Annotated in this window: 18 protein-coding genes; 6 read left to right on the forward strand and 12 right to left on the reverse strand. The window is 55.0% G+C overall.

Annotated elements, in window-relative coordinates; translation table 11 throughout:
- Positions 1-34: 34 nt before the first annotated feature.
- From EU557_RS00710 to EU557_RS00730, 5 genes are all read left to right on the forward strand, one after another.
- Entirely contained in the window at positions 35-1,354 is a 1,320-nt protein-coding gene (locus EU557_RS00710; protein WP_135528507.1) for a cryptochrome/photolyase family protein, read from the forward strand.
- Positions 1,355-1,425: 71 nt separating this feature from the next.
- Entirely contained in the window at positions 1,426-2,103 is a 678-nt protein-coding gene (locus EU557_RS00715) for a TetR/AcrR family transcriptional regulator (protein ID WP_135528508.1), read from the forward strand.
- A gap of 69 nt (positions 2,104-2,172) precedes the next feature.
- Complete coding sequence (locus tag EU557_RS00720) at positions 2,173-3,489, forward strand: ABC1 kinase family protein (protein WP_135528509.1); 1,317 nt, start codon at positions 2,173-2,175, stop codon at positions 3,487-3,489.
- Between the two features lie 111 nt (positions 3,490-3,600).
- Positions 3,601-4,458 carry a dienelactone hydrolase family protein gene (locus EU557_RS00725; RefSeq protein WP_245326134.1) on the forward strand — a complete coding sequence of 286 codons (858 nt, stop codon included), beginning with the start codon at positions 3,601-3,603 and terminating at the stop codon, positions 4,456-4,458.
- 136 nt (positions 4,459-4,594) lie between these two features.
- Complete coding sequence (locus tag EU557_RS00730) at positions 4,595-5,065, forward strand: Mpo1 family 2-hydroxy fatty acid dioxygenase (protein ID WP_135528510.1); 471 nt, start codon at positions 4,595-4,597, stop codon at positions 5,063-5,065.
- A gap of 85 nt (positions 5,066-5,150) precedes the next feature.
- Here the strand turns inward: EU557_RS00730 and EU557_RS00735 are convergent, their stop codons facing one another.
- The 12 genes from EU557_RS00735 to EU557_RS00790 all read right to left on the reverse strand — a co-directional run bounded on the left by EU557_RS00735 (position 5,151) and on the right by EU557_RS00790 (position 17,981).
- Positions 5,151-5,885 (reverse strand): phenylalanine 4-monooxygenase, encoded by a 735-nt coding sequence (locus EU557_RS00735; RefSeq protein WP_245326135.1) that lies wholly within the window; start codon positions 5,883-5,885, stop codon positions 5,151-5,153.
- Between the two features lie 467 nt (positions 5,886-6,352).
- On the reverse strand, positions 6,353-6,742 hold the full coding sequence (locus tag EU557_RS00740; protein ID WP_135528512.1) for a hypothetical protein: 390 nt from the start codon (positions 6,740-6,742) through the stop codon (positions 6,353-6,355).
- 103 nt (positions 6,743-6,845) lie between these two features.
- Positions 6,846-8,156: a helix-turn-helix domain-containing protein gene (locus EU557_RS00745; protein WP_135528513.1), complete on the reverse strand. Its 1,311-nt coding sequence runs from the start codon at positions 8,154-8,156 to the stop codon at positions 6,846-6,848.
- Positions 8,157-8,261: 105 nt separating this feature from the next.
- On the reverse strand, positions 8,262-9,275 hold the full coding sequence (gene aroF / locus EU557_RS00750) for a 3-deoxy-7-phosphoheptulonate synthase (RefSeq protein WP_135528514.1): 1,014 nt from the start codon (positions 9,273-9,275) through the stop codon (positions 8,262-8,264).
- 88 nt (positions 9,276-9,363) lie between these two features.
- Positions 9,364-10,146: a tryptophan synthase subunit alpha gene (gene trpA / locus EU557_RS00755; RefSeq protein ID WP_135528515.1), complete on the reverse strand. Its 783-nt coding sequence runs from the start codon at positions 10,144-10,146 to the stop codon at positions 9,364-9,366.
- A gap of 70 nt (positions 10,147-10,216) precedes the next feature.
- Complete coding sequence (trpB, locus tag EU557_RS00760) at positions 10,217-11,413, reverse strand: tryptophan synthase subunit beta (protein ID WP_135528516.1); 1,197 nt, start codon at positions 11,411-11,413, stop codon at positions 10,217-10,219.
- A 34-nt stretch (positions 11,414-11,447) separates the two neighbouring features.
- Positions 11,448-12,098, reverse strand: coding sequence for a phosphoribosylanthranilate isomerase (locus EU557_RS00765; RefSeq protein ID WP_135528517.1), 651 nt, complete (start codon positions 12,096-12,098; stop codon positions 11,448-11,450).
- 29 nt (positions 12,099-12,127) lie between these two features.
- Positions 12,128-12,949, reverse strand: a complete 822-nt coding sequence (trpC, locus tag EU557_RS00770) for an indole-3-glycerol phosphate synthase TrpC (protein ID WP_135528518.1) — start codon at positions 12,947-12,949, stop codon at positions 12,128-12,130.
- A gap of 124 nt (positions 12,950-13,073) precedes the next feature.
- Positions 13,074-14,060, reverse strand: coding sequence for an anthranilate phosphoribosyltransferase (gene trpD, locus EU557_RS00775; protein WP_135528519.1), 987 nt, complete (start codon positions 14,058-14,060; stop codon positions 13,074-13,076).
- 102 nt (positions 14,061-14,162) lie between these two features.
- Positions 14,163-14,735, reverse strand: a complete 573-nt coding sequence (locus EU557_RS00780) for an anthranilate synthase component II (protein WP_135528520.1) — start codon at positions 14,733-14,735, stop codon at positions 14,163-14,165.
- Between the two features lie 73 nt (positions 14,736-14,808).
- A complete protein-coding gene (locus tag EU557_RS00785; protein WP_135528521.1) occupies positions 14,809-16,251 on the reverse strand; it encodes an anthranilate synthase component I family protein in 1,443 nt (480 codons plus the stop codon).
- Between the two features lie 317 nt (positions 16,252-16,568).
- On the reverse strand, positions 16,569-17,981 hold the full coding sequence (locus tag EU557_RS00790; protein WP_135528522.1) for an alpha/beta hydrolase-fold protein: 1,413 nt from the start codon (positions 17,979-17,981) through the stop codon (positions 16,569-16,571).
- A 969-nt stretch (positions 17,982-18,950) separates the two neighbouring features.
- Between EU557_RS00790 and EU557_RS00795 the strand changes: the two genes are divergently transcribed.
- On the forward strand, positions 18,951-22,010 hold the full coding sequence (locus EU557_RS00795; RefSeq protein WP_135528523.1) for a SusC/RagA family TonB-linked outer membrane protein: 3,060 nt from the start codon (positions 18,951-18,953) through the stop codon (positions 22,008-22,010).

Below are 22,010 nucleotides of genomic sequence, written 5' to 3' on the forward strand. Positions count from 1 at the left end.
TGCTGGTTTCACCATCTGCTCACTGACTTACCAGATGAAAATCACCCTTTTTTGGCATCGGCGCGATTTACGGATACACGATAACGCTGGACTAACGGCGGCGCTAAACAGCGGCTATCCAGTAGTGCCTCTATTCATCTACGACCGGGAAATCCTGGATTTGCTGCCCAGCCGCCTCGATGCGCGCGTCACGTTTATCTATGATCAGGTGGAGCGCCTAGCTCAGGAAGCGGCGCAAGCAGGCGGCAGCTTCCTGGCAATGTATGGCCGCCCCCTTGAAACCTTCGAGTTGCTGCTCACGCGCTACGATGTGGCCGCCGTGTACACCAACGAAGACTATGAGCCATACGCTGCCGAGCGCGACACCGCCGTGGCTGAGCTATGCCAGCGCCATGGGGCGACCTTTCAAGCACATAAAGACCAGGTCGTTTTCGCCAAGCGCGAAATCCTGAGTAAGTCGGGCACCCCGAACCGCACCTTTAGCTCTTACCGCGATGCGTGGCTGGCCAAGCTGCGGGATGAGGACTTACAGCCCTACCCTTCTGCAGAGCTGTTCGCGGGTGAGCGGCTAGGCCACTTAACTGATGCTGAGCCTAGACCTAGTCTGGAAAGCATGGGCTTTGAGCGGTTTGAGCAGTTTGTGCCGGCGGCGGAGCTTCCGGCCGAGGCCGTGGTGCGCAACTACCATCTTACCCGCAACTCGCCGGGGCAGGTGAACAGCAGCACGCGCCGCTCGGTGCACCTGCGCTTTGGTACGCTCAGCGTACGGGAGCTCATGCGCCAGGCGCGCGACCTGAACCCCAAGCTGCTGGCGGAGCTAATCTGGCGCGACTACTTCATGATGCTGCTCTGGCACTTTCCCAACACCGCCACCGAAAGCTACGACCCCCGCCTGCGCCACGTGCCCTACCGCAACAACGAAGAGGAGTTTCGGGCATGGTGCGAGGGCCGCACGGGCTACCCACTGGTAGATGCGGGCATGCGCGAGCTAAACCAAACGGGCTACCTGCCCAACCGCGCCCGCATTGCGGCGGCGGACTTTCTGGTAAAGCACCTGCTCATCGATTGGCGCTGGGGCGACAAGTATTTCGCCGATAAGCTCCTCGACTACGACATGGCCCAAAACGTGGGCAACTGGCAATGGATGGCGGGCACCGGCGTAGTAGCCGCGCCCTGGTTTAGGGTATACAGCCCACAAAGTCAGCAAGAGCAGTACGACCCCACCTTTGCCTATGTGTGGCAATGGGTGCCCGAGTTTGGTACCTGTGAATACCCCAAGCCCATCGTGGAGCACAAGTTTGCCCGTCAGCGTGCCGTTGACACCTTGCGCGCTGCATATCAGGCGGCCGGCTAGGCTACTTTCTTTTCTGACCTACCGCTGAGGTAGCCGAACTACCCACCCCCTTCACCGGTTATACTTTTACTATGGAACAGCAACCTTCTCCCGCCGCCGAGCCCGAAATCACGGCCACTCCCGCCGACCGCATCAAGCAGGCTTACCTCGATTATGTGCTCCGCAAGGGCAAGCCGCCGGTATCGGTATACAAGCTCACCCAAAAGCTAGGCCTGCCGGAGCAGGAGTTCTACCGATACTACGCCAACTTCGCGGCCATCGAGCGGGAACTGTGGGCTGATTTTGGGCGGGAAGCCCGCATTACGGCCGCCAAAGAACCCGTGTGGGCGCAGTACGGGGCCCGCGAGAAGCTCCTGGGCTTTTATTACACCTTGCTGGAAGTGCTGAAGCGCAACCGCAGCTTTGCGCTCAACTCCTTGCATCGTTCTATGCCGGAGTTTCCGGGCCTGACGCCCCGCGTGCTCGACGATTTTCGCCAGGACTTTGAAGTATTTGTGGGCGAGATTCTGCGCGATGGCCGCCGTACCGAGGAAGTGGCTAGCCGCCCGCTAGTGCAAGACCAATACCCGCGTGCCTTCTGGCAACAAGCCTTGTTCGTGCTGGGTTTCTTCGCTAAAGACGACACCATTGATTTCGAACGCACGGATGCTGCCGTAGAGAAGGCTGTTACACTCAGCTTCGATCTGGTAGGCCGCAACACCCTCGATTCCGCTGTGGATTTCGTGCGCTTCCTGGTCCGCCGGAAATAGTCTCCATGCTCGATTAGCCCGGGTGGCCTACGCTGATGTAGGCCACTTTCTCTGCCGCAACCCCATCTAATGGAAGAATCCCAAAAGTCTCTCTCCTCCCTGCCTACTACCAAAGTGGCGCGGGCGGCTCGTTTTGCTAAAACCGGCTTAAACGTGGGCGCCAACTACGTGAAGCACTACGCCAAGCGCGCCGTGGGAGCCGACTCTACTTCCGAAGACCTGCACGCCGCCAACGCCGCGGAGCTCTACGGCGCCCTCAGCGAGATGAAAGGCTCGGTGCTGAAAGTGGCCCAGATGTTGGCCATGGAGAAGAACATTTTGCCTACTGCCTACGCCGACCAGTTTGCGCAGGCCCAGTACCAGACGCCTCCCCTTTCGGGCCCGCTGGTTGTGAAGGCCTTTCGGGATGCTTTTGGCAAGTCGCCGTTTGAGGTATTTGATGAGTTTGACTTGCAGGCCCGGCAAGCCGCCAGCATCGGGCAGGTGCATTTTGCCCGCAAGGGTGGCCTAGAGCTTGCCGTCAAGGTGCAGTACCCCGGCGTGGCCGACAGCATCCGCTCAGATATTCGGCTGGTGAAACCAATTGCCCTGCGCGTGCTAGGCCTCTCCGAAGACACGGTACGCCCGTATCTGCAGGAGGTGGAAACTCGCCTCATTGAAGAAACCGACTACGCACTGGAGCTGCGCCGAGGCCAGGAAATTGCCGCCGCCTGCGCAGGCCTAGGGCACCTCCAGTTTCCCAAGTACTATCCGGAGCTTTCTTCCGCTCGTATTCTTACCATGGACTGGCTGCCCGGCAAGCACCTGAAAGAGTTTCTAGCCACTGATCCACCCCAGGCCGTACGCAACCAGCTGGGCCAGGCGCTCTGGGACTTCTACATGTTCCAGCTCAACACCCTGCGCACCGTCCACGCCGACCCACACCCTGGCAACTTCCTGTTGCGCGACGAAGAGGGCGGTACGTTGGGTGTGCTGGATTTTGGCTGCGTAAAGGAGATTCCAGAAGATGTGCACCGACTTTTCACTGCCCTCCTCGCCCCAGAAACCCTGGCCGACACCGCACTGCTAACTACCCTGTTGGAAGAAGCAGGCGTGGTACGCCCCGAAGATGCGCCTGCCAAACGCACGTTCTACGTGAGCACCATGCAAGCCTCTCTGGAGCTAGTGGGTCGCCCTTTTCGCCAGGGCACTTTCGACTTCGGCGACCCAGCCTACATGCAAAGCCTCTACGCCCTCGGCGACGACCTGATGCAACAGCCAGAACTCCGGCAGCAGCGTGAGCCCCGTGGTTCTGAGCACTTTATCTACCTGAACCGCACCTACGTAGGCCTGTACGCGTTGCTCACTGAACTGCGCGCTTCCATCAGAACCGCAACCCTGGCCTAGAGCACACCAGGTAAGCTCTGAAAACCTAATTGCCTCTTACGAGTTTATGCTGCCAGTCCAGTTTCCTCATCGGGAAACTGGACTGGCTTTTTTCACTCCTTTCTTCCCCTCATGAAAAAAATCTGGACCCTTTTTGCAGTGCTCCTGAGCACTGTTACCATGGCCTCGGCGCAAAGCGCCATGAGCTGCTGCACTAAGCCAACTACCGCCACGGAAGCATTTGCCATGCTGGCTTCCAACGAAGACTTCTCCGGTGGCCACGATGCGCCCCTGCCTTATACTTATGCTGGTGAGGGCGAAACCATTGAGTTCAAAACGCCCGATGGGCAAAGCAGCAAAGCGTTTGAAATAAAGAGCAACGTCCGCTCCGATAAGTACCTGTTCGTGATTCACGAGTGGTGGGGCCTCAACGACTACATTAAGAAGGAAGCTGCCCAATACGCCAAGGACCTGCCCGGCGTGAACATCATCGCCCTCGACCTCTACGACGGCCAGGTAGCCACCGACCCCGACCAGGCCGGCAAGCTCATGCAAGGTGTAAAAACCGACCGTGCTCAGAATATCATCAAAGGTGCCTTGCTGTATGCGGGGCCCAATGCTAAAATAGCCAGCGTAGGCTGGTGCTTCGGTGGCGGCTGGAGCCTGCAAACGGCCCTGATAGCCGGTCCCAAGGCTGTTGGTTGCGTGATGTACTACGGCATGCCAGAAAAAGATGTAGCCAAGCTCAAGACCTTAAACACAGATGTGCTGGGCATTTTTGCTACGCAAGACAAGTGGATTAACCCCGAAGTAGTAGCCCAATTCCAGAAGGACATGGCTGCCGCCAAGAAGAAAGTAACCATCAAGAATTATGATGCCGACCACGCCTTCGCCAACCCCTCAAACCCCAAGTACAGCAAAGAGTACGCCGCCGACGCACACACTGCGGCCGTGGCATACCTGAAGAAAAACTTCAAGCTGAAAGGCTAAGCCTATCGTCTGCCGCAAGTCGTACTGACATAGCAAAAGGAGCTACCCGGGTGGGTAGCTCCTTTTCTTTTATGTGCATAAAAATGTATCTTTTCTCGAAGCCCTGATCCTCTACCAATTCCCCATCTTCTCCACCATGACTGCCCTGCCAGCTCTGCTTTCTGAATACGGAGAAAGCCACCAGAACCCCACTAACAAACTGGTACACTGGGTATGTGTGCCGCTAATCATGTTCTCGATTCTAGGCCTGCTCTGGTCGATTCCGGTACCGGATGCGTTGCGACAGATTAGCCCGTGGCTAAACTGGGGTACGCTAGTGATGGTGCTGGCAATTGTGTATTACCTGCGCCTATCGGTGCGCCTATCTATTGGGATGCTGTTCGTGTGGCTACTCATGGCCGGAGCGCTCCGGCTGGTAGATGCCGGCGCCGTGCTACCGCTCTGGGCCGTGTGCCTGATTGTGTTTGTGCTGGCCTGGGTTGGGCAGTTCTGGGGGCATAAGGTGGAAGGCAAGAAGCCCTCCTTCCTGAAAGACCTGCAGTTTCTGCTGATTGGTCCGCTCTGGCTCCTACACTTCGTGTACCGCCGCTTGGGCTGGCAGTATTAGTGCTACTCGCTTTATATCTATGCAAAGGCCCGACTTACTGCAGTAAGTCGGGCCTTCTAATTTGGACAAATGAGTATGCTACAGGTTATTCTACTGGCTTCAACTGCCAGTTAGAGGCCAGCAAAGCAGCCAACTCGGCTACGCTTTCAGTGAGCTGTTCCCAGCTGTTGAGCAGGAAATACTGGTCCTGCAGATGCGCTTCGCTGTAGGGTGTTTGAAGCACCGTGGCCAAGTCGAAAGGGTAGCGACGTGTAACGTCGCCGATGCAATGGTGAATCTCACCTGATGACGACAACAAGCCGGCCCCGTACATGCGAGTCTCACCCCGCTCCTGTACCAATCCAAACTGCACCGTGAAACCATACAGCCGCTCCAGCCGCGTCAGGGCCACTTCGTCGTCAAGGTGCTGAGCAGCTACCTGGCCTAGGAAATGTAAGAAATCGGCAAAGGCCTGGTCCATCAGCAGCGGCACGTGCCCGAACACCCCGTGGAACAAGTCGGGCTCCTCAATGAAGTCGAACTGCGCCATCGTCCGGATCCAAACGGTAGCCGGGAACTTGCGCTGGGCCAGCAGCCCAAAGAACTCCGCATCATTCAGCATGCCCTCCACTGGCTCCAGCTGCCAACCGGTGGCTTTGTACAACCGCTGGCTGACTTCCTCGAAGTTAGGAATAGCATTGCGGTGGAAGCCCACGGCCTCTAAACCCTTGGCGAAAGCCGAGCAGGCCCGCTTGTGCAGGAGAGCCGTCTGGCGGTCAAACAATACTTTCCAGACCAACTGGTCCTGCGTCGTGTACCGATCGTAGTGCTGCTGAAGCATGGCTGTAGACATAAAAAAAGGCCCGATTTCCTTTCGGAGTCGGGCCTTTACTGGTTTTCAGAGTTGAAGTAGCATGTTGCTCTTAGCTTCCGTACCGGCAATGCAGCCCGACTTCGTCCTGCATGGGACGAATATTGGTTAGGCAGACTTGCTTCGCGGAGTAGTTAAACATGATGGTTCAAATATAGAAAAGTTTGAAAACAATATACAAAACGCACCACCTTATTTTTTGAAGGCTTAAACATAAAACCAATCTAAACTCGACCGTTATGACCTCTTCGAACAAGGCCCATCCCGACTATTATCCATCAATTACCCATACCACCCCTAAAATATTAGCCTTGAATCACCATCTATGCTTTTAGAATAAATATCAACAAATAATCTAGATAGGTGAAACATCTAGCAGCGCCTTATCCACAGCCAACAACATTACTAAGGAGTAGCTCGATCATTAACAAGGCTACTTACAGTTTACCATTTGGTTCGTAGCCCATGCTAAGGTTGGTATCGCCCGTAACGCGAAGCAGCAGATTAGCCTTTTGATTTGAGGGGTTGAGTAATAAGGCGGATGAACCCGCCATATAGCGCAAGGTAGCTGACTGGCCGGGAGCTAATGTAGACCGTCCGAAGATGCCCCCACCGCGGGGCCGCTCTTTAAACTCCACCGGAACTTTGCCTACATTCTTGGCCACTACTTTGAAGGCTCCTGGCTGGCTGCCGCCTAACACAAACTGCTTGCCCGGCTCAATAAACAGGTTGGAGTTAAGGCTAGCCCAGCACACCGAAACGGCGGTGCACAACGTGAGCAATGTCAGGAGGAAAAACTGGGGGCGAAATGAAATTACCGTACGCATATTACTAGAGGTTGAAGTGAAACAATGTCCCAAAGGAACAGGCTCCATTTACCCCAAACGCCTCATTTTACGATCTGAGGCGTCCCATTTCATATCATGCGCCCTACGTATTGCTGCCCTCCCGTGCCACCTCACTAGGGGTGATACCTCGGAGCTTCTTGAATACCCTATTAAAGGTAGACTTGGAGTTAAAGCCCGATTCTAACGCCACAGCCAGCAATGTGTAGTGCCGAAAGCGCGGGTTACGCAGGCGTTGTTCCGCTTCTCGCACGCGGTACTCATTAATGAAGTCGTTGAAGTTTTGGCCACAGCCGGCGTTAATGACCTTAGACAACCAGGAAGTGTTGGTACGGAGCTGGGCAGCTAGTTCTGCCAAGGTTAGCTCCGGTGCGAGGTAGGGCCGCTGGCTTTCCATATGGCCTAGCAGGCGAGTAGTCCACCGGGCCAACTCAGCCGCGTCGGGAGCCGGGGCTGCGACGGTAACCTGCAATGGTGCTTCAGACAATAAGGTGATGGCCTTATCAGCAGTAGCCACAACTACCGGAGTGGTCATTATCTGCGATTCTGCCTCCTGCGTTACCACTGGCGCCAATGCATCTGCAGCTATGGCTGGGGGCTGAAAGCGGAGGCTGGCCAGCCGGTGGCCGGTGAGCAGCCCGGCAATGCTGAGGTAGTAGATTAGGAGGCCCGTAAATAAGTAGTCGTACCAGGCCTCGTAGTAGCTAAGTGGATTAATGAAGGTATCGGTAAGAGTGAATACCAGCGTTACTCCCGCGCTTATAGACACGGCCACCAGCACGTTCCGTAACCATCGAAACCGGATTCGGTCGGTATCGGAAAAGTTGTCGTTGAGGTAATGCGCGTAGGCCCGGTACTCTCGCAGCGCCCAGACACTGTAGGCCAGTACTAGCAGATTCCCCAGCACATCAAGCCAGTAGCCGTACGGAGTTTGGTCGGCCCACGCGGCCAAAGGACCTTTGGTACCGAAGTGTGCCGGCAGAGGATGCCCCCGCAACAGGTGCCACCACCCTATATCGCCAACCAACAGGCACAGGCGCGCCGCTAGGTAGGCCAGTGCCGGCGCAAAATGCCACCAGTGCGAGCCTCGAAACCGAAACTCCTCGTTGGTAAGGCTCCGGAAGTAGAAGTACAGCACAGGCCCCACCGCCAGCCAGTTGCTGAACGGAAAGTAAAACATGAAGGTGGAGTAGGCATTGTGCGCGTCGTACCAGCCCGCAAAGCCTAGCATCCACTGCGCCAAGCGCAATGTTTCCAGCAATAGTAGTAATGCCAGCCAACCATCCGCAGTTACCTCTTCACGCCGGCGCCTCACCCACAACACCCCGCTCACCACGAGGCCCTGCACGAAAAACGGCAGCAGCAGTCCGCTGTATACGCTGAAGGTGAATAGCATGAGCGGAAGGTACAAACCCTGCGCTGCCAGACAATAAAAAGCCGCTTAGTGCGCCACAACACTAGCTGTGACGCACCAAGCGGCTCTCTAGGCCACTCTTAGCAGCTATTCCAGCTCCTGGCGCACGGCGTACACCTTGCGCAGGTTCCGGATCAAGCGCTCCGACTCCTGAAAGTTCAGGGTTTGAGCGCCATCTGAAGCAGCTTCCTCCGGCTTCTCATGGGCTTCATAGATGATGCCATCGGCACCGGCCATTACGCCGGCCAGCGCCATGGTGGGTACGTACTCCCGAATACCAATGCCGTGGGACGGATCCACGATGACGGGCAGGTGCGTTTTCTCCTTGAGGATAGGAACCGCGTTCAAATCAAGGGTATTGCGCGAGGCGGTTTCGAACGTACGGATGCCCCGCTCGCAGAGAATCAGCTTCTCATTGCCACCCGAGAATACATATTCCGCCGACGACAGCAGCTCTTCCAGTGTGCCGGAAATGCCGCGCTTGATCATCACGGGCTTATCCACGCCACCAAGAGCATCGAGCAGGTTGAAGTTTTGGGTGTTGCGGGCGCCCACCTGGAACACGTCCACGTAGTCGTGCATCTCCTCAACCTGCGACACTTGCATCACCTCCGTGATAATCTTGATGCCGTGCGCCTGCGCCATTTGATGAAACAGCTTCAGGCCTTCCATGCCCAGGCCCCGGAACGAATAGGGCGAAGAGCGGGGCTTGAACACGCCGCCCCGCATAATGCGCACATCATTATCCACGAGGTGCTGCATGATGAGCTCCATCTGCTGCTCGCTCTCAATGCTGCAGGGGCCGGCAGCTAGCGTGAGGTTGCCCTCCCCTATCCGCACGCCGTCGCCGAGGTCGAGCACGGTGGGCCGCACGCGCCACTTGCGCGATACCAGCTTATAGTCATCGGACACGCGGTGAATGTCCAGAATGCCGGGCAGCTGGCCAATGGCGCGCAGATCAATATCCGCTTTGCCAATGGCTACCAGGTAGTGCGCCCGCTGGGTTTTCACCTCCGTGGCTTTGTACTTCAGGTCTTTGATGCGTGCCAGAATATCCGCTTTAGCGGTTTCGGCAATGGTGGGTTCAAGTTGAATTATCATATCAGGAACGGGTTCCGGCGGAGGAATGCAGAGGGGAAACAGCGGTTTCACAGAGCCTGATTGCTACAAGCCCACCGCTGTTGAAGTTTTACTTTAGAACTGAGGAAATGAACCGGGTGGCAGCGGCGGGGGCATCTTCTACGCCTTCAAGTGCTCGGATGAGAGCCGAGCCGATAATGGCGCCCTCCGCATGCTGACAGGCGTTCTGGAAAGAAGCCTTGTCGCCGATACCGAAGCCGATGAGGCGGGGGTTGCGCAGGTTCATGGCTTCAATGCGCTGGAAGTAAGCCTCCTGTACGCCCTCGGCTTGGGTATTTTGCCCACCCGTAGTGCCGGGGCCCGATACCAGATATAGGAAAGAATCCGTCAGCTCGTCGATCCGGCGAATACGCTCGGGAGCGGTTTGGGGCGTGATGAGGAACACCGGCCGCAGGTTGTACTTGCGGAAAGTCTCCTGGTACTCAGCCACGTAATCATCCAGGGGCAAGTCAGGTAGAATGATGCCATCTACGCCGGCCGCAGCGGCTTCGCGGCAGAAGTTCTCCACCCCAAACTGCATCACGGGGTTCAGGTAGCCCATCAGCAGAATCGGCGTGTCGGTTACTTCCTGCCGGATGCCTTCTAGTTGGCGAAACAACACCCGCATGTTCATGCCATTGGCCAGGGCCACGGTGCTGCTCTGCTGAATCACGGGGCCATCGGCCAGGGGGTCCGAAAACGGCATCCCTATCTCAATAAGGTCGGCGCCAGCGGCCGAAATGGCCTTAATGAGGGGCACCGTGGCGTCGAGCGTGGGGTAACCAGCGGTGAAGTAAATATTCAGGAGGTCCTTTCCTTTTTTCTGGAAAGCCTGTTGGATTCGGTTTTGCATGAGGGGTTCTCGCTGGGGCCCGCAGTAGAAGCGCAACTTCGTGCAGCTGCACTTCTACTGCGTAAGGTCATTACATAATAGCGTCGGCGTACTTGATGTACGTTTCCAGGTCTTTGTCGCCGCGGCCGGAGAGGTTTACTACTACTACATCGTCGGGGCCGGCGCCCAGCTGGCCTAGGGCCGCCAGGGCGTGGGCCGTTTCCAAGGCCGGAATAATTCCTTCCAAGCGACTGCACTCGGCTACGGCTTTCAGAGCTGGCTCGTCCTCAATGCTGATGAACCGGGCCCGGCCGGAATCGGCCAAGAACGCGTGCAGCGGCCCGATGCCGGGATAGTCTAGGCCTGCCGACAACGAATAAGGCTCCGTAATCTGCCCATCCTCGTCCTGCATGAGCAGGGTGCGGGAGCCGTGAATAATGCCCGGCTTACCCAGCACCGAAGTAGCCGCCGAATGGCCCGAGTTAACGCCATGCCCGGCTGCTTCTACCGCCACCAGCTTCACCGAAGGCTCCTCCAGGAAATGATAGAATGCTCCTGCCGCATTAGACCCCCCGCCTACACAGGCCACCACGTATTGCGGCAGCTCAGAACCGGTTTTCTCTAATAGTTGCTTGCGCATTTCTTCGCTGATAACCGCCTGCAGGCGCGCTACCAGATCGGGGTACGGGTGCGGACCCACCACCGAGCCGATGATGTAGTGTGTATCCACGGGGTTGCTGATCCAGTCCCGGATGGCTTCGTTGGTGGCATCTTTCAGGGTGCGGCTGCCACTCATGGCAGCGCGCACTTCAGCTCCCAACAGGCGCATGCGGTACACGTTAGGCTTCTGGCGCTCCATATCGATTTCGCCCATGTATACTATGCATTGCATGCCCATGAGGGCACACACTGTGGCCGTGGCCACGCCGTGCTGACCAGCGCCTGTTTCGGCAATGATGCGGGTTTTGCCCAGCCGCTTGGCCAGCAAGATCTGGCCTACGGTGTTGTTTACCTTGTGCGCCCCGGTGTGGCAGAGGTCTTCGCGCTTCAGAAATACGCGCGTGTTATACTTCTCCGACAGCCGCTTAGCTTCAAACAGCGGCGTGGGCCGGCCCACGTAATCGCGCAGCAGCTGCTGGTACTCCTCCTGAAACGCCGGCTCGGCCATGATGTCCAGGTAGTTCTGGCGCAGCTCTTCTACGTTCGGGTAGAGCATCTCGGGAATAAAAGCCCCGCCGAATTGGCCATAATAGCCGCGCTCCGTTGGTTTTTGGTAGGTAGTGCTCATGATGAGGTTGATTGCTTATTGATGCCGCCGGGCATTAGCCGCGGGGCCGGAGTTCGTTAAACATTTGCCGGAGTAAGGTGGCGTCCTTCACCCCGGGTGCCGTTTCAAACCGGCTATTCAGGTCTAGCGCAAACAGGCCGGGCAGGCGCAGGTTGCGTAAACCCTCGGCGTGGGCGAGGCCTAGGCCACCCGCCAGGAAGTAGGGCACGTTCAGCGGGTAACGCGCTAACAGGTTCCAGTCGAAAGTGGTGCCGTTGCCGCCGGGTTGCTCGCCCTTTGTATCGAAGAGAAAGTAATCGACGTGGCCTACGTAGGGTGTAAGCTGGTCGAAATCAAAGTCGGCTCCCACTGAGAAAGCCTTCACCACCGCTAGGCCACTCTCCCGTAATTCTTGGCACTGAGCTGGGGCCTCGTGGCCGTGCATCTGCACTAGATCAAGCCCCAGCTCCCGCACGCGCCGCTGTATTTCCTGGCTGGACTCATTCACAAACACTCCCACTTTCCGGATACCCGCAGGCAGAGCAGCCAGCGTTTCAGCGCTCAACTCCTCTCCCACATAACGGCTGGATTTTGGGTAGAAAATGAACCCCAGGAAATCGGGCTGTAGAGCGGATACGGCGGCCAGGCTTGCGGGCTCACGCATGCCACACACCTTTATATAGGGACTACCAGCGGGCGCAGACATAGCAGGAGCAGATGACATGAGTGCTAGGCCTATAAAAGCGTAATAGCTTCCGTGGCGCGCAGTTGCTGCACCAAAGCGGCGCAGGCTTTCTCGGGCCGGCTGTGGCGCATGAAGGTTTCGCCCATTAGAAAGCCCCGATAGCCCACAGCTCGCAGGGCTTCAATGTCGGCGGCGGTTTGTAGGCCACTCTCCGTCACTTTCACAAACTCATTAGGGATGCGCTGAGCCAGTTCACCGGAGGTATCCAGGCTCACGGAGAAATCGTGGAGGTTGCGGTTGTTTACGCCTACCAGTGTCACGGCGTCGGGGTGCAGCGTTTTGTCGAGCTCCTCAGCGTTGTGGATTTCAAGCAGCACCTCCAGGCCTAGGCTCTTGGCAAATCGACCCAGGCGCAGCACTTCTTCGCTCGAAAGCACGGCTGCAATCAGCAAAATGGCATCGGCGCCAATGCTCTTGGCTTCCAGAATCTGGTACTCATCCACGGTGAAGTCCTTGCGCAGGATTGGGCAGAAGTTGTAACGCCGGGCGATGGTCAGGTCCTCATTCTTACCGCCGAAAAACTCCGTATCCGTCAGCACCGACAGTGCCGAAGCTCCGGCCTGCATGTAGCCAAGCGTGGTCCGCTCTACGGGGGCGTGCGGGTTAATGAAGCCTTTGCTCGGCGACTTACGCTTGAATTCGGCAATGATGCCGCTCAGGTCGTCGCGCAGCAGGTACCGGCGCAAGCTCAGCGGCTGCGAATCCATGTACAAGCTTTGCTCCAGTTTCTTGGCTGGCACCAAGTCGCGGCGGGCTGCTACTTCCTGGCGCTTATGAGCAATGATTTTCTCCAGAATGGTGGGGGTACTCATGATTTCTAAGGTATAGCCCACTTAAAGTCGGGGCTTAAATGAGGATTGCAGCGTCGTGGTATGGTTAGAAACCAACACTGGCCTAGAATGCTTCCGCTTTCGCAAAAATGGGTCGTGGCCTGGCCTAGGCCAGTAAGTTGCGGAGCGCTTCCCGCGCCCGGCCCGAGTCCAGGGATTCCTGAGCTGCGGCCAAGGCCTCTGCGAAGCTAAAGTCTGGTTTCACGCATTGAATGGCCAGCGCGGCGTTGGCCGTTACTACGGCCCGCTGAGGAGTTGTGGCCCGTCCTTCCAGCACGTCCAGGAACATATTGGCCGACTCTTCTACGTTGCGGCCGCCTGCCAGCTCGGCAGCGGTGGTAGCGGCCAAGCCAAAGTCGGCGGCGGTTACAATTTGCTCACCGGCAGCGGAGGCAACTTTGGCAGCACCGGTCAAGGAAAGCTCATCGTAGCCATCTAGGGCGTGCACTACCGCATACTGGGTGCTGGTTTGCTGGAGCAGGTAATGGTAGAGTCGCAACAACTCCAGGCTAAACGTGCCCGCCAATTGGTAGCGCGGCCGCACGGGGTTCACCAAAGGCCCCAGAATGTTAAAGAAGGTGCGCACCCCCAATTCCCGGCGCACTGGCCCCGCGTGGCGCATAGCCGGATGGAACGACGGTGCGTGCAGAAAGCAGATGTTGGCTCGCTCCAGCTGCCGCTTCAGCACATCATTCGGCACGGCGAAATCTACGCCCAGCTTGGCCAGTACATCCGAGGAGCCGCATACCGAGGAAACACCAATGTTCCCGTGCTTGGCCACCTTATAGCCAGCCCCAGCCACCACAAAGCAGGCCAGCGTGCTGATATTCAGTGTGTCTTTGCCGTCGCCGCCTGTACCCACAATGTCCACTACTTCATCGGTACCCAGCTCGGGGTTGCGCGATAAATCTAGCAGTGCATCGCGGAAGCCCGACAGCTCCGGCACTGTAATGGGCCGCATGCGGTACACGGTCATGAAGGCGGCCATTTCGGAAGGGTTAGCCTGCCCCTGCCCGATGCTATACATGGCCTCGCGCGCTTCGGCGTGCGTCAGGGCTTGCTGGTCAAATAATTGATTGAGAATCTGTTTCACGAGGGGAGCCTCTGCGGTGGGGTACCGAGGCAATTGAATGAGAGATGCGAAGAAACGGGCAATGTCAGACGACACTAAACAGGCCCAGCGGCCTAGTGGCTATCAAGACAGCCAGTTCTTTAGCATCTGGTGCCCGTGCTCCGTCAGGATAGACTCTGGGTGGAACTGCACCCCGCGCACATCATATTCCCGGTGGCGGAAGGCCAGCACCTGTCCGTTGGCATCGAGCGCAGTTACCTCTAGCTCGGCGGGCATGCTTTCCGGTTGCACACTCCAAGAGTGGTAGCGCCCCACCCGAAACTGCCGAGGCAGCCCCTGAAATAGCTTATCCTCTTCGTCCGTGGTCAGGCTGGCATCGGTGGCAATGCCGTGCAGCACGTCGGGCAGATTATACAGCTCTCCGCCGAAGCTCTCGGCAATACCCTGGTGGCCTAGGCACACGCCCAGCATCCGCTTGGTGGGTGCGTAACGCCGGATAACTTCCGGCATCAGCCCCGCTTCGGAAGGCAGGCCCGGACCAGGCGACAGGAGCACGGCATCGTAGGCCTCTACATCTTCCAGCGTCAGCTTATCATTGCGGATGACGGTGGTATCGGCTCCATACCCTAACTCACGCAGAACTTGCACGAGGTTGTAGGTGAAGGAGTCGTAGTTATCGATAACGAGAATTTTCATGGCAATGTGGGCACAAGGTGGGCGTTGCGCGCAGTTTAAAGGCAATAGATTCGGCTACGTGAGAACGTTCAGACTAACGGTTGGGAGTAGCGAGCTTCTCCCCGATCTGCTCAGCCTCTTTCAAGGCTTTGCGCAACGCCGCCAGTTTATGGTGCACTTCGTTGAGCTCGGAGTTGATGTCAGAGGCCGCTACCACGCCGGCACCAGCCTGGAAGTACAGCTGCCCTGCCGTGCTGAGGAAGGAGCGAATCATGATGGCGTGGTTGAAGTCGCCGTTGAACCCCAGGTGACCAATGGCCCCGCCGTAATACCCACGGCCGGTAGGCTCTAGGCCATCAATGAGCTGCATGGCGCGGTGCTTGGGTGCCCCCGAAAGCGTACCGGCCGGGAAGGTATCAGCCACTACCTGCAGGGAGTTGGCCTCGGGGGCCAGCGTGGCATTCACCTCACTTACCAGGTGAATAACGTGCGAGTAAAATTGGATTTCGCGGAACACCTTCACCTGCACTTCGTCCCCGTGGCGGGCCAGGTCGTTGCGGGCCAAGTCCACGAGCATGGTGTGCTCAGCGTTTTCCTTGGGGTCGTCGGCCAGCTTCTGGGCTAAGGCTGCGTCTTCGGCATCGTGGCCGGTGCGGCGGAACGTGCCCGCAATCGGGAATAGACTGGCTTTGCGCCCTTTAATCAGCAGTTGGGTCTCGGGCGAGGAGCCGAAGATCTTAAAATTGCCGTAGTCGAAGTAAAACAGGTACGGCGATGGATTGATAGAGCGTAATGCCCGGTACACGTTAAACTCATCCCCCACAAAGCCCTGCTGAAAGCGGCGCGAGAGCACAATCTGAAACACATCGCCGCGGCGGCAGTGCTGCTGCCCTTGCGCCAGCACTTTCAAAAACTCCTCGTCGGTCTGGTTGGTCTGCTCCGACCCGCTGGTCTGGAAGCCAAACTCCGGCAGCGAAGGGTTCCGAATCAGGTTCACCAACCGGCCTAGGCCATCTTGGTCTACGGCCTCCCCTTCCAGCGTGTGCTCAAACACGTACAGCTCGTTGCGGAAGTGGTTCAGCGCAATCACGTAGCGGTAGGTGCCGTAGATAATATCCGGAATTTGCCCGGCGGCCTCCTTTTGCTCGTTCAGCGTCAGGTCCTCGAAGTATTGTACCGCCTCATAGCCCAAATACCCAAACAGGCCACCCGTAATGAAGTCGAAGCCCTGGTCCTCCGTCTCGAAGCAGTTGGCAAACTCCCGCAGCCGGTCCAGGGCCTGCCGGGGCTCGGCCAGCGTTTCAGTAGTAACGGAGTCATCGGGAAATGTCTGCTTTACCACGCCGCGCTGCACTTCAAAGCGAGCCAATGGGTCGCAGACCAAGTAGCTAAACGCGTTCTGCTGACCGTGGTAATCGGAGCTTTCCAGCAGCAGGCAGTTTGGGTACCGGTCGCGCAGCCGTAGGTACAGGCCTACAGGAGTCACGGTGTCGGCCAATACGCGCAGATGACGGGTAGTTAAGCGAAAGGATTTCATACGGGGCGAAGAACTGGTTGTGGAGGCATTTCGCGCCGGGCAATAAAAAAAGCCCGGCGGGGCGGCCGGGCTTTCTGTAGTTGAATGCGAAGAGGTTGTCACTTAAACTCTAACGCACGCACAGGTTGTCCCGTCCGGAATTTCCGAGGGGCCACCACCAAGCTTGCAGAGTCATGTGAGAAGTCATTGCCGATTATTAAAGGCGTTGAATGCTGCAAATGTACAGCGGGCTTTTTACGGAACAAGTATTTTTTTGGTTTTCTAATTGGAAACTTTGCAACGCAGCTTGCTTCTACTAAAGGCCATTAAACACCCCACTATTCTTTATCGAACAGTTGCGTGCTGGACTGCTTACTCGCCGACACGCGGAGCACATACTCCCCCTGAGCTAACTGGCCTACCGAGACTTCACTCCCGCTTTTCACCTTTATACGCAACCGAGAGCGGCCAGTACTATCAACAATTTCCAGTTGAGCCGTGCGCACTCCTACGGGCAAATCAACCTGCAGCTTGTCTGCTGCTAGGCCAGTATGAATGCTACAGGCTAATGCCGTAGGCTCTTGGCCTTCCTTGTAGAGCATCTGGTAAGCCGCCAAAAATTCTCGTTTCCAAAACCACTCTGCATGTTTACCATCTTGAAGGGCGGCGTAGGCCAGGTTTTGGGTGGGCACCCTTTGTTGCCGTAGTGTAGTGTACATAGTCTGCATTAAAGGCGCCATTGTCTCGCTCTCGGTAGTACCGCTTACGAAGTAAAACCGAGTGGCGGTATTAGCCGGATTCTGGCCTACATACTGAAATAAGGAGTCTTTGGCGAACCAGAAGGCCGGAGAGAATACGCCTACTTTACTGTACACCAGCGGATATTTAAGCGCGGCATAGGTTGAAATTAGTCCACCCATGCTACTGCCCGCTATGCCGGTGAACTCCCGACCAGTTAAGGTCCGGTAATGGACATCTATGTAGGGCTTGAGTGTGTGCACCAGAAAGTCAATGTATTGCTTGCCTTGGCCACCGCCGTACTCAGTATTACGCCACGGAGATAATTCATTGAGGCGCTCTGCTCCTCCATTATCAACAGCCACTACAATGCAGCCGGCAGCATCCAGCCCTTGTTGCTGCAGTTGGCTCAACGTTTCATCTACTCCCCACTCTCCCGAGAAGCTCGTGCAAGCATCAAATACATTCTGCCCATCGTGCATATAAAGTACGGGGTAGTGCTTCTTTGCCGCCGTATTGTAATCATTAGGCAAGTATATCCAGATACGCCGCTGGCGCTGGAGTTGCGGCATCTGAAAGGCCGTATCCAGAATTTGCACCTGAGGCTGTAGCGCGGTGCTACGGCAAGCTGCTAGGCCACTGTTTTGACCCGCATCCTTCCAGCCCGCCACCTGTAGTTCAACAATTGCTGGCTTACTCCCTATAGTGAGCTGGCGATTTGCTATATCCTGATGGTGGGCATCCGTTTCGACGGTAGCCCAACTTCCTTTAGTGATTTTGAATTCTACGCTGCCCGCAATAGAAGCCGGCAATGTAAGCTTGTAGCCCTCGTCTGCTGTGCGGGTAAAGGCATATGCTGGATCGGCAGCAGACCAGCTATTAAATGAGCCCGCCGCATAAAGCACAGCTCCCTTCGGGGTTTGCTCCGGTATCTTGGTTAGCTGTATAACAACCTGTGCTTGTGCATGTGTGGTGAGCAGCAAGAGGATGCTCAGAAGCAAGAAGCGTTTCACAGTAGCAAGCAGTTAGGATATAGGGGCAAAGGTAGAAAGCAGAGGAAGCATGTAGCAGGTACGTAACCTAGCTGTAGGTAGTGATACTAGTGTAGACGCTTACTATTTCCAGTAATTATTACTTAAATCCAACCTGTATTTTTCCCAGAAAATGTCTTTCCCCTTCTTTTAACGGCAATCGTTTTATCGGCCCGAATATTTTTTAAAACCGGGCTTTTACTTTCTAATAGTCTGATGCTAAAGCCAGGTCTCAATAGCTACTAGACAAAGCAAGAGCAAGCCTAAGATATATGCAAAAAACAAGTCCTCCGATAGTTCAATAAGCCAGATTTCAAGCACGCTTATATTGACATAGGCTACTGTTGCTAAATAGCCTGATTTAGCTAAAAGGTATAAGCAACCAGCCTGATTCTAGCTAGTGAATTCGCTCAAATCAGGTCAAAAACTCTGTTTATAAATAGAGCATTCCCAAAATAGCTGTCATACGAGCCACAAATGCTGTATTTACTCACAAAAAATAGGCTGTTCAATACAGCATCATACTTTGCTAACACAGCACCACCCATATTTCTCCCTCTCGAACCCGCATTTTTATCCTTTAACAAGGAGCATTGGCACTATTTAAAATATAGAGCTGGGTTTAAGGTAACAAATTCCTCCAAACTCAGTCCCAAGCGTCTACTTTTTACATCAACCAGTAAGTGAGTCTTTAGTCACCTACCAAGCAGTAGCAAACAAAATGCAATTATTGCTATTCCCAGAGCGGCACTTTACCCATTGTTTTTGTCCTGATCAACACTTTAACTTGCGCTGTTTCCGAAAGGATTGGTGAGCTCAAAGTTTCAAGAAGCGGTTACAAAATTTTACCGCTGGCCACACTCTAGCCTCTGGGCCTGAAGCTTGAGCTCACTATAAATTCCCACTCCGGCAAGTCCGGAATAATCCAGTTCAACCCCTAAACTCTTTTCAATGAAACACCCTTATCTAGCGAAACTAGTGTTTCCGCTATTGTGCGCTGGCGTTAGCGTCAGCAGCGCCTACGCGCAGGGGGTCGGCACGGTAAGCGGCCGCATCCTAGACGAGAAAAACGAAGGGATGCCCGGTGTAACCGTCCTGATTGAGGGCACCACGTTCGGCGGCTCTACTAACTCCGATGGTACATTCTCTATCCAAGGAGTTCCTGCTGGTCAGCATACATTAGTCATGTCCTTCGTGGGCTACACCACTCGCCGGCAAACGATTGCAGTGACTGCCGGCCAGAACACAACAGTAGCTCCTACGGCCCTTGCGGAGAACACCACTTTGCTTAATGAAGCAGTGGTAGTAGGTTACGGCACACAGCGCCGTCAAGACCTGACAGGTGCTGTGGAGCAAATCAGCGAGAAGCAGTTTGTTAAAGGCCAAGTAACTAACCCCGAGCAGTTAGTACAGGGCAAAGTAGCAGGTGTTCAAATCACAACTGGTGGTGGTGCACCCGGGGCTGGCTCTCAAATCTTGATTCGTGGTGGCTCGTCGCTCTCAGCCTCTAATAGCCCCCTCATTATTATTGATGGGGTGCCAGTAGACAATACTGGCTTAGCAGGAGCTTCAAATCCTCTGTCTCTGATTAACCCCAATGATATTGAGAGCATCACTGTACTAAAGGATGCGTCTTCGACAGCCATTTATGGGGTTCGCGCATCTAATGGTGTAATCTTGGTCACCACTAAAAAAGGCGTTCAGGGTGATACATTTCACGTAAATGTTTCTACTCAGCAGTCTTTGGCCACGGTGGCAAAATATGCTGATGTTCTTTCAGCAGATGAGTTCCGTAGACTCACGCAAGAGCGTGGCACAGCTAGTCAATTATCTACGCTAGGCACAGCTAATACCGATTGGCAGAAGGAAATTTACCGCACTGCATACACTGCTGATAACAACGTAAGCATCAGTGGTTCAGCCGGACCCGTTCCTTACCGTGTTTCAGGTGGTTACCTGGCACAGCAAGGCTTGCTGAAGAACAACGATTTGAAGCGTTACAGTGGTGCTATTAGCCTAACACCGGTTTTGCTTAACGGTAACCTACGTGCTACTATTAACCTAAAAGGTTCTTGGATTGATAACAACTTCTCTAACCAAGGAGCAGTAGGAGCCGCAGTTGCGTTCGACCCCACACAACCAGTTCGAGTTAACGGTTCTGAAGGCAACCCTTCCGGCCTTTCGCCTGGTCAACTTGGGACCTACGGTGGGTACACCGAATTTGCCAACCTAGATAAGGATGGTAATCTCGTACTGAATACTTTGGCGCCGCGTAACCCGGTTGGCTTGATCAATCAGCGTCGTGACCGCAGCACTGTAAAGCGTAGCATAGGTAACATTCAGCTTGATTACAAGCTGCCCTTCCTCACCGGGTTGAGCGCAAACGTGAACCTAGGCTATGATATTCAGCGTGGCGATGGGACTACTTTTGTACCAGCTAACGCCGGATCTGACTTCAACCGCCAGGGTTTAAATAATAACTACTCACAGGACCTCAATAACTCTCTGCTAGAAGCGTATGCCAAGTACGAGCGCACGCTGGGAATCGGTCGTTTGGAATTACTAGCTGGTTACTCTTACCAGAAATTCGAGAACCGGACCTACGTGTTCAACAATTATCGCGCAGACCGCTCAATTTTTGAACCTGTTTCACTAAGCTATACTGGTCAAGATACATACCTGAATAGAAACGTACTGGTAGGCTTTTATGGTCGTTTAAACTATAACATAGCCGATAAGTATCTCTTCACTGGCACGTTCCGAGCTGATGGCACTTCTCGCTTTAGCCCAGACCACTTTGGCTACTTCCCATCAGGTGCTTTTGCTTGGCGCGTAAAGGGCGAGGATTTCCTGAAAAACTCAGAGGCGATTTCAGAGTTGAAAGTACGTCTGGGCTACGGTCAGACTGGTCAGCAGGACTTGGGAGGCAACTACTATCCCTTCTTAGCTAACCTAACATATGGTTCGCTAACGGCTCAGTACCAGCTGGGCGATACCTTCTACCGTACGTTGCGTTCGGATCAGTACAACCCTAACATTACTTGGGAAACTACCACCACATACAACGCAGGTATTGATTACGGCTTCTTCGGAGGACGTTTCTATGGCTCGGTAGACGTATACAAGCGCGATACACGAGATCTGCTGAACTTCGTGAACATACCCGCTCTATCTGGCCTTTCTAACGCTGGCACTTTCAACGTAGGCTCCCTCACCAATAAGGGGATAGAAGTAATTGCCAACGTAGATGCTGTTAAAGGAGATGACTTTAACGTCACAGTCAATGGTAACCTTACTTATAACCAGAACCGCATCACCAAGCTTAACACTGTAAGTTCTGCCAACGATGTAGGCAACCTGACAGGAGGTATTGCAGGCGGCGCCGGTAACACTATTCAGGTAAACAGTGTGGGGTATGCAGCCCAATCGTTCTATGTAAACCAACAAGTGTATGGCGCTAATGGCAAGCCACTTGAAGGAGTTTATGTAGATCGTAATGGTGATGGCTCTATTAATAGCTCAGACCGGTACCGGTACAAGTCAGCTCGTCCCGACTATATCATCGGTGGAGGTGCTAACCTGTCTTACAGGGGCGCTAACCTAGCCTTCACGCTGCGCTCTAACATTGGCAACTACGTGTATAACAACCGTGCCTCGGAGGCATTCTATGATCAGAGCACTACTGGCTTTGTCGTGAATCGTAACCGTGAGGTATTGCGGTCTAACTTCAACTCAGCACAGTACTTCTCTGACTACTTCGTAGAGAATGCTTCTTTCCTGAGAATGGAGAACGTCACCCTGGGTTATAATTTCGGTGAGCTCGTGCGTAAGGGAACGAACTTAAGCCTCTCATTCGCAGTTCAGAACGTATTCCTGATCACCAAGTACAACGGTATTGATCCGGAGATTTATAATGCCGGCACTGCTGGTGCACCTGCAACAGTGGGCATTGATAACGCCATCTATCCGCGTCCTCGCACGTTCACTGTTGGACTTAATCTCGGTATCTAA

Origin of the sequence: Hymenobacter wooponensis (genome assembly GCF_004745865.1) — a bacterium.
GTDB lineage: Bacteria > Bacteroidota > Bacteroidia > Cytophagales > Hymenobacteraceae > Hymenobacter > Hymenobacter wooponensis.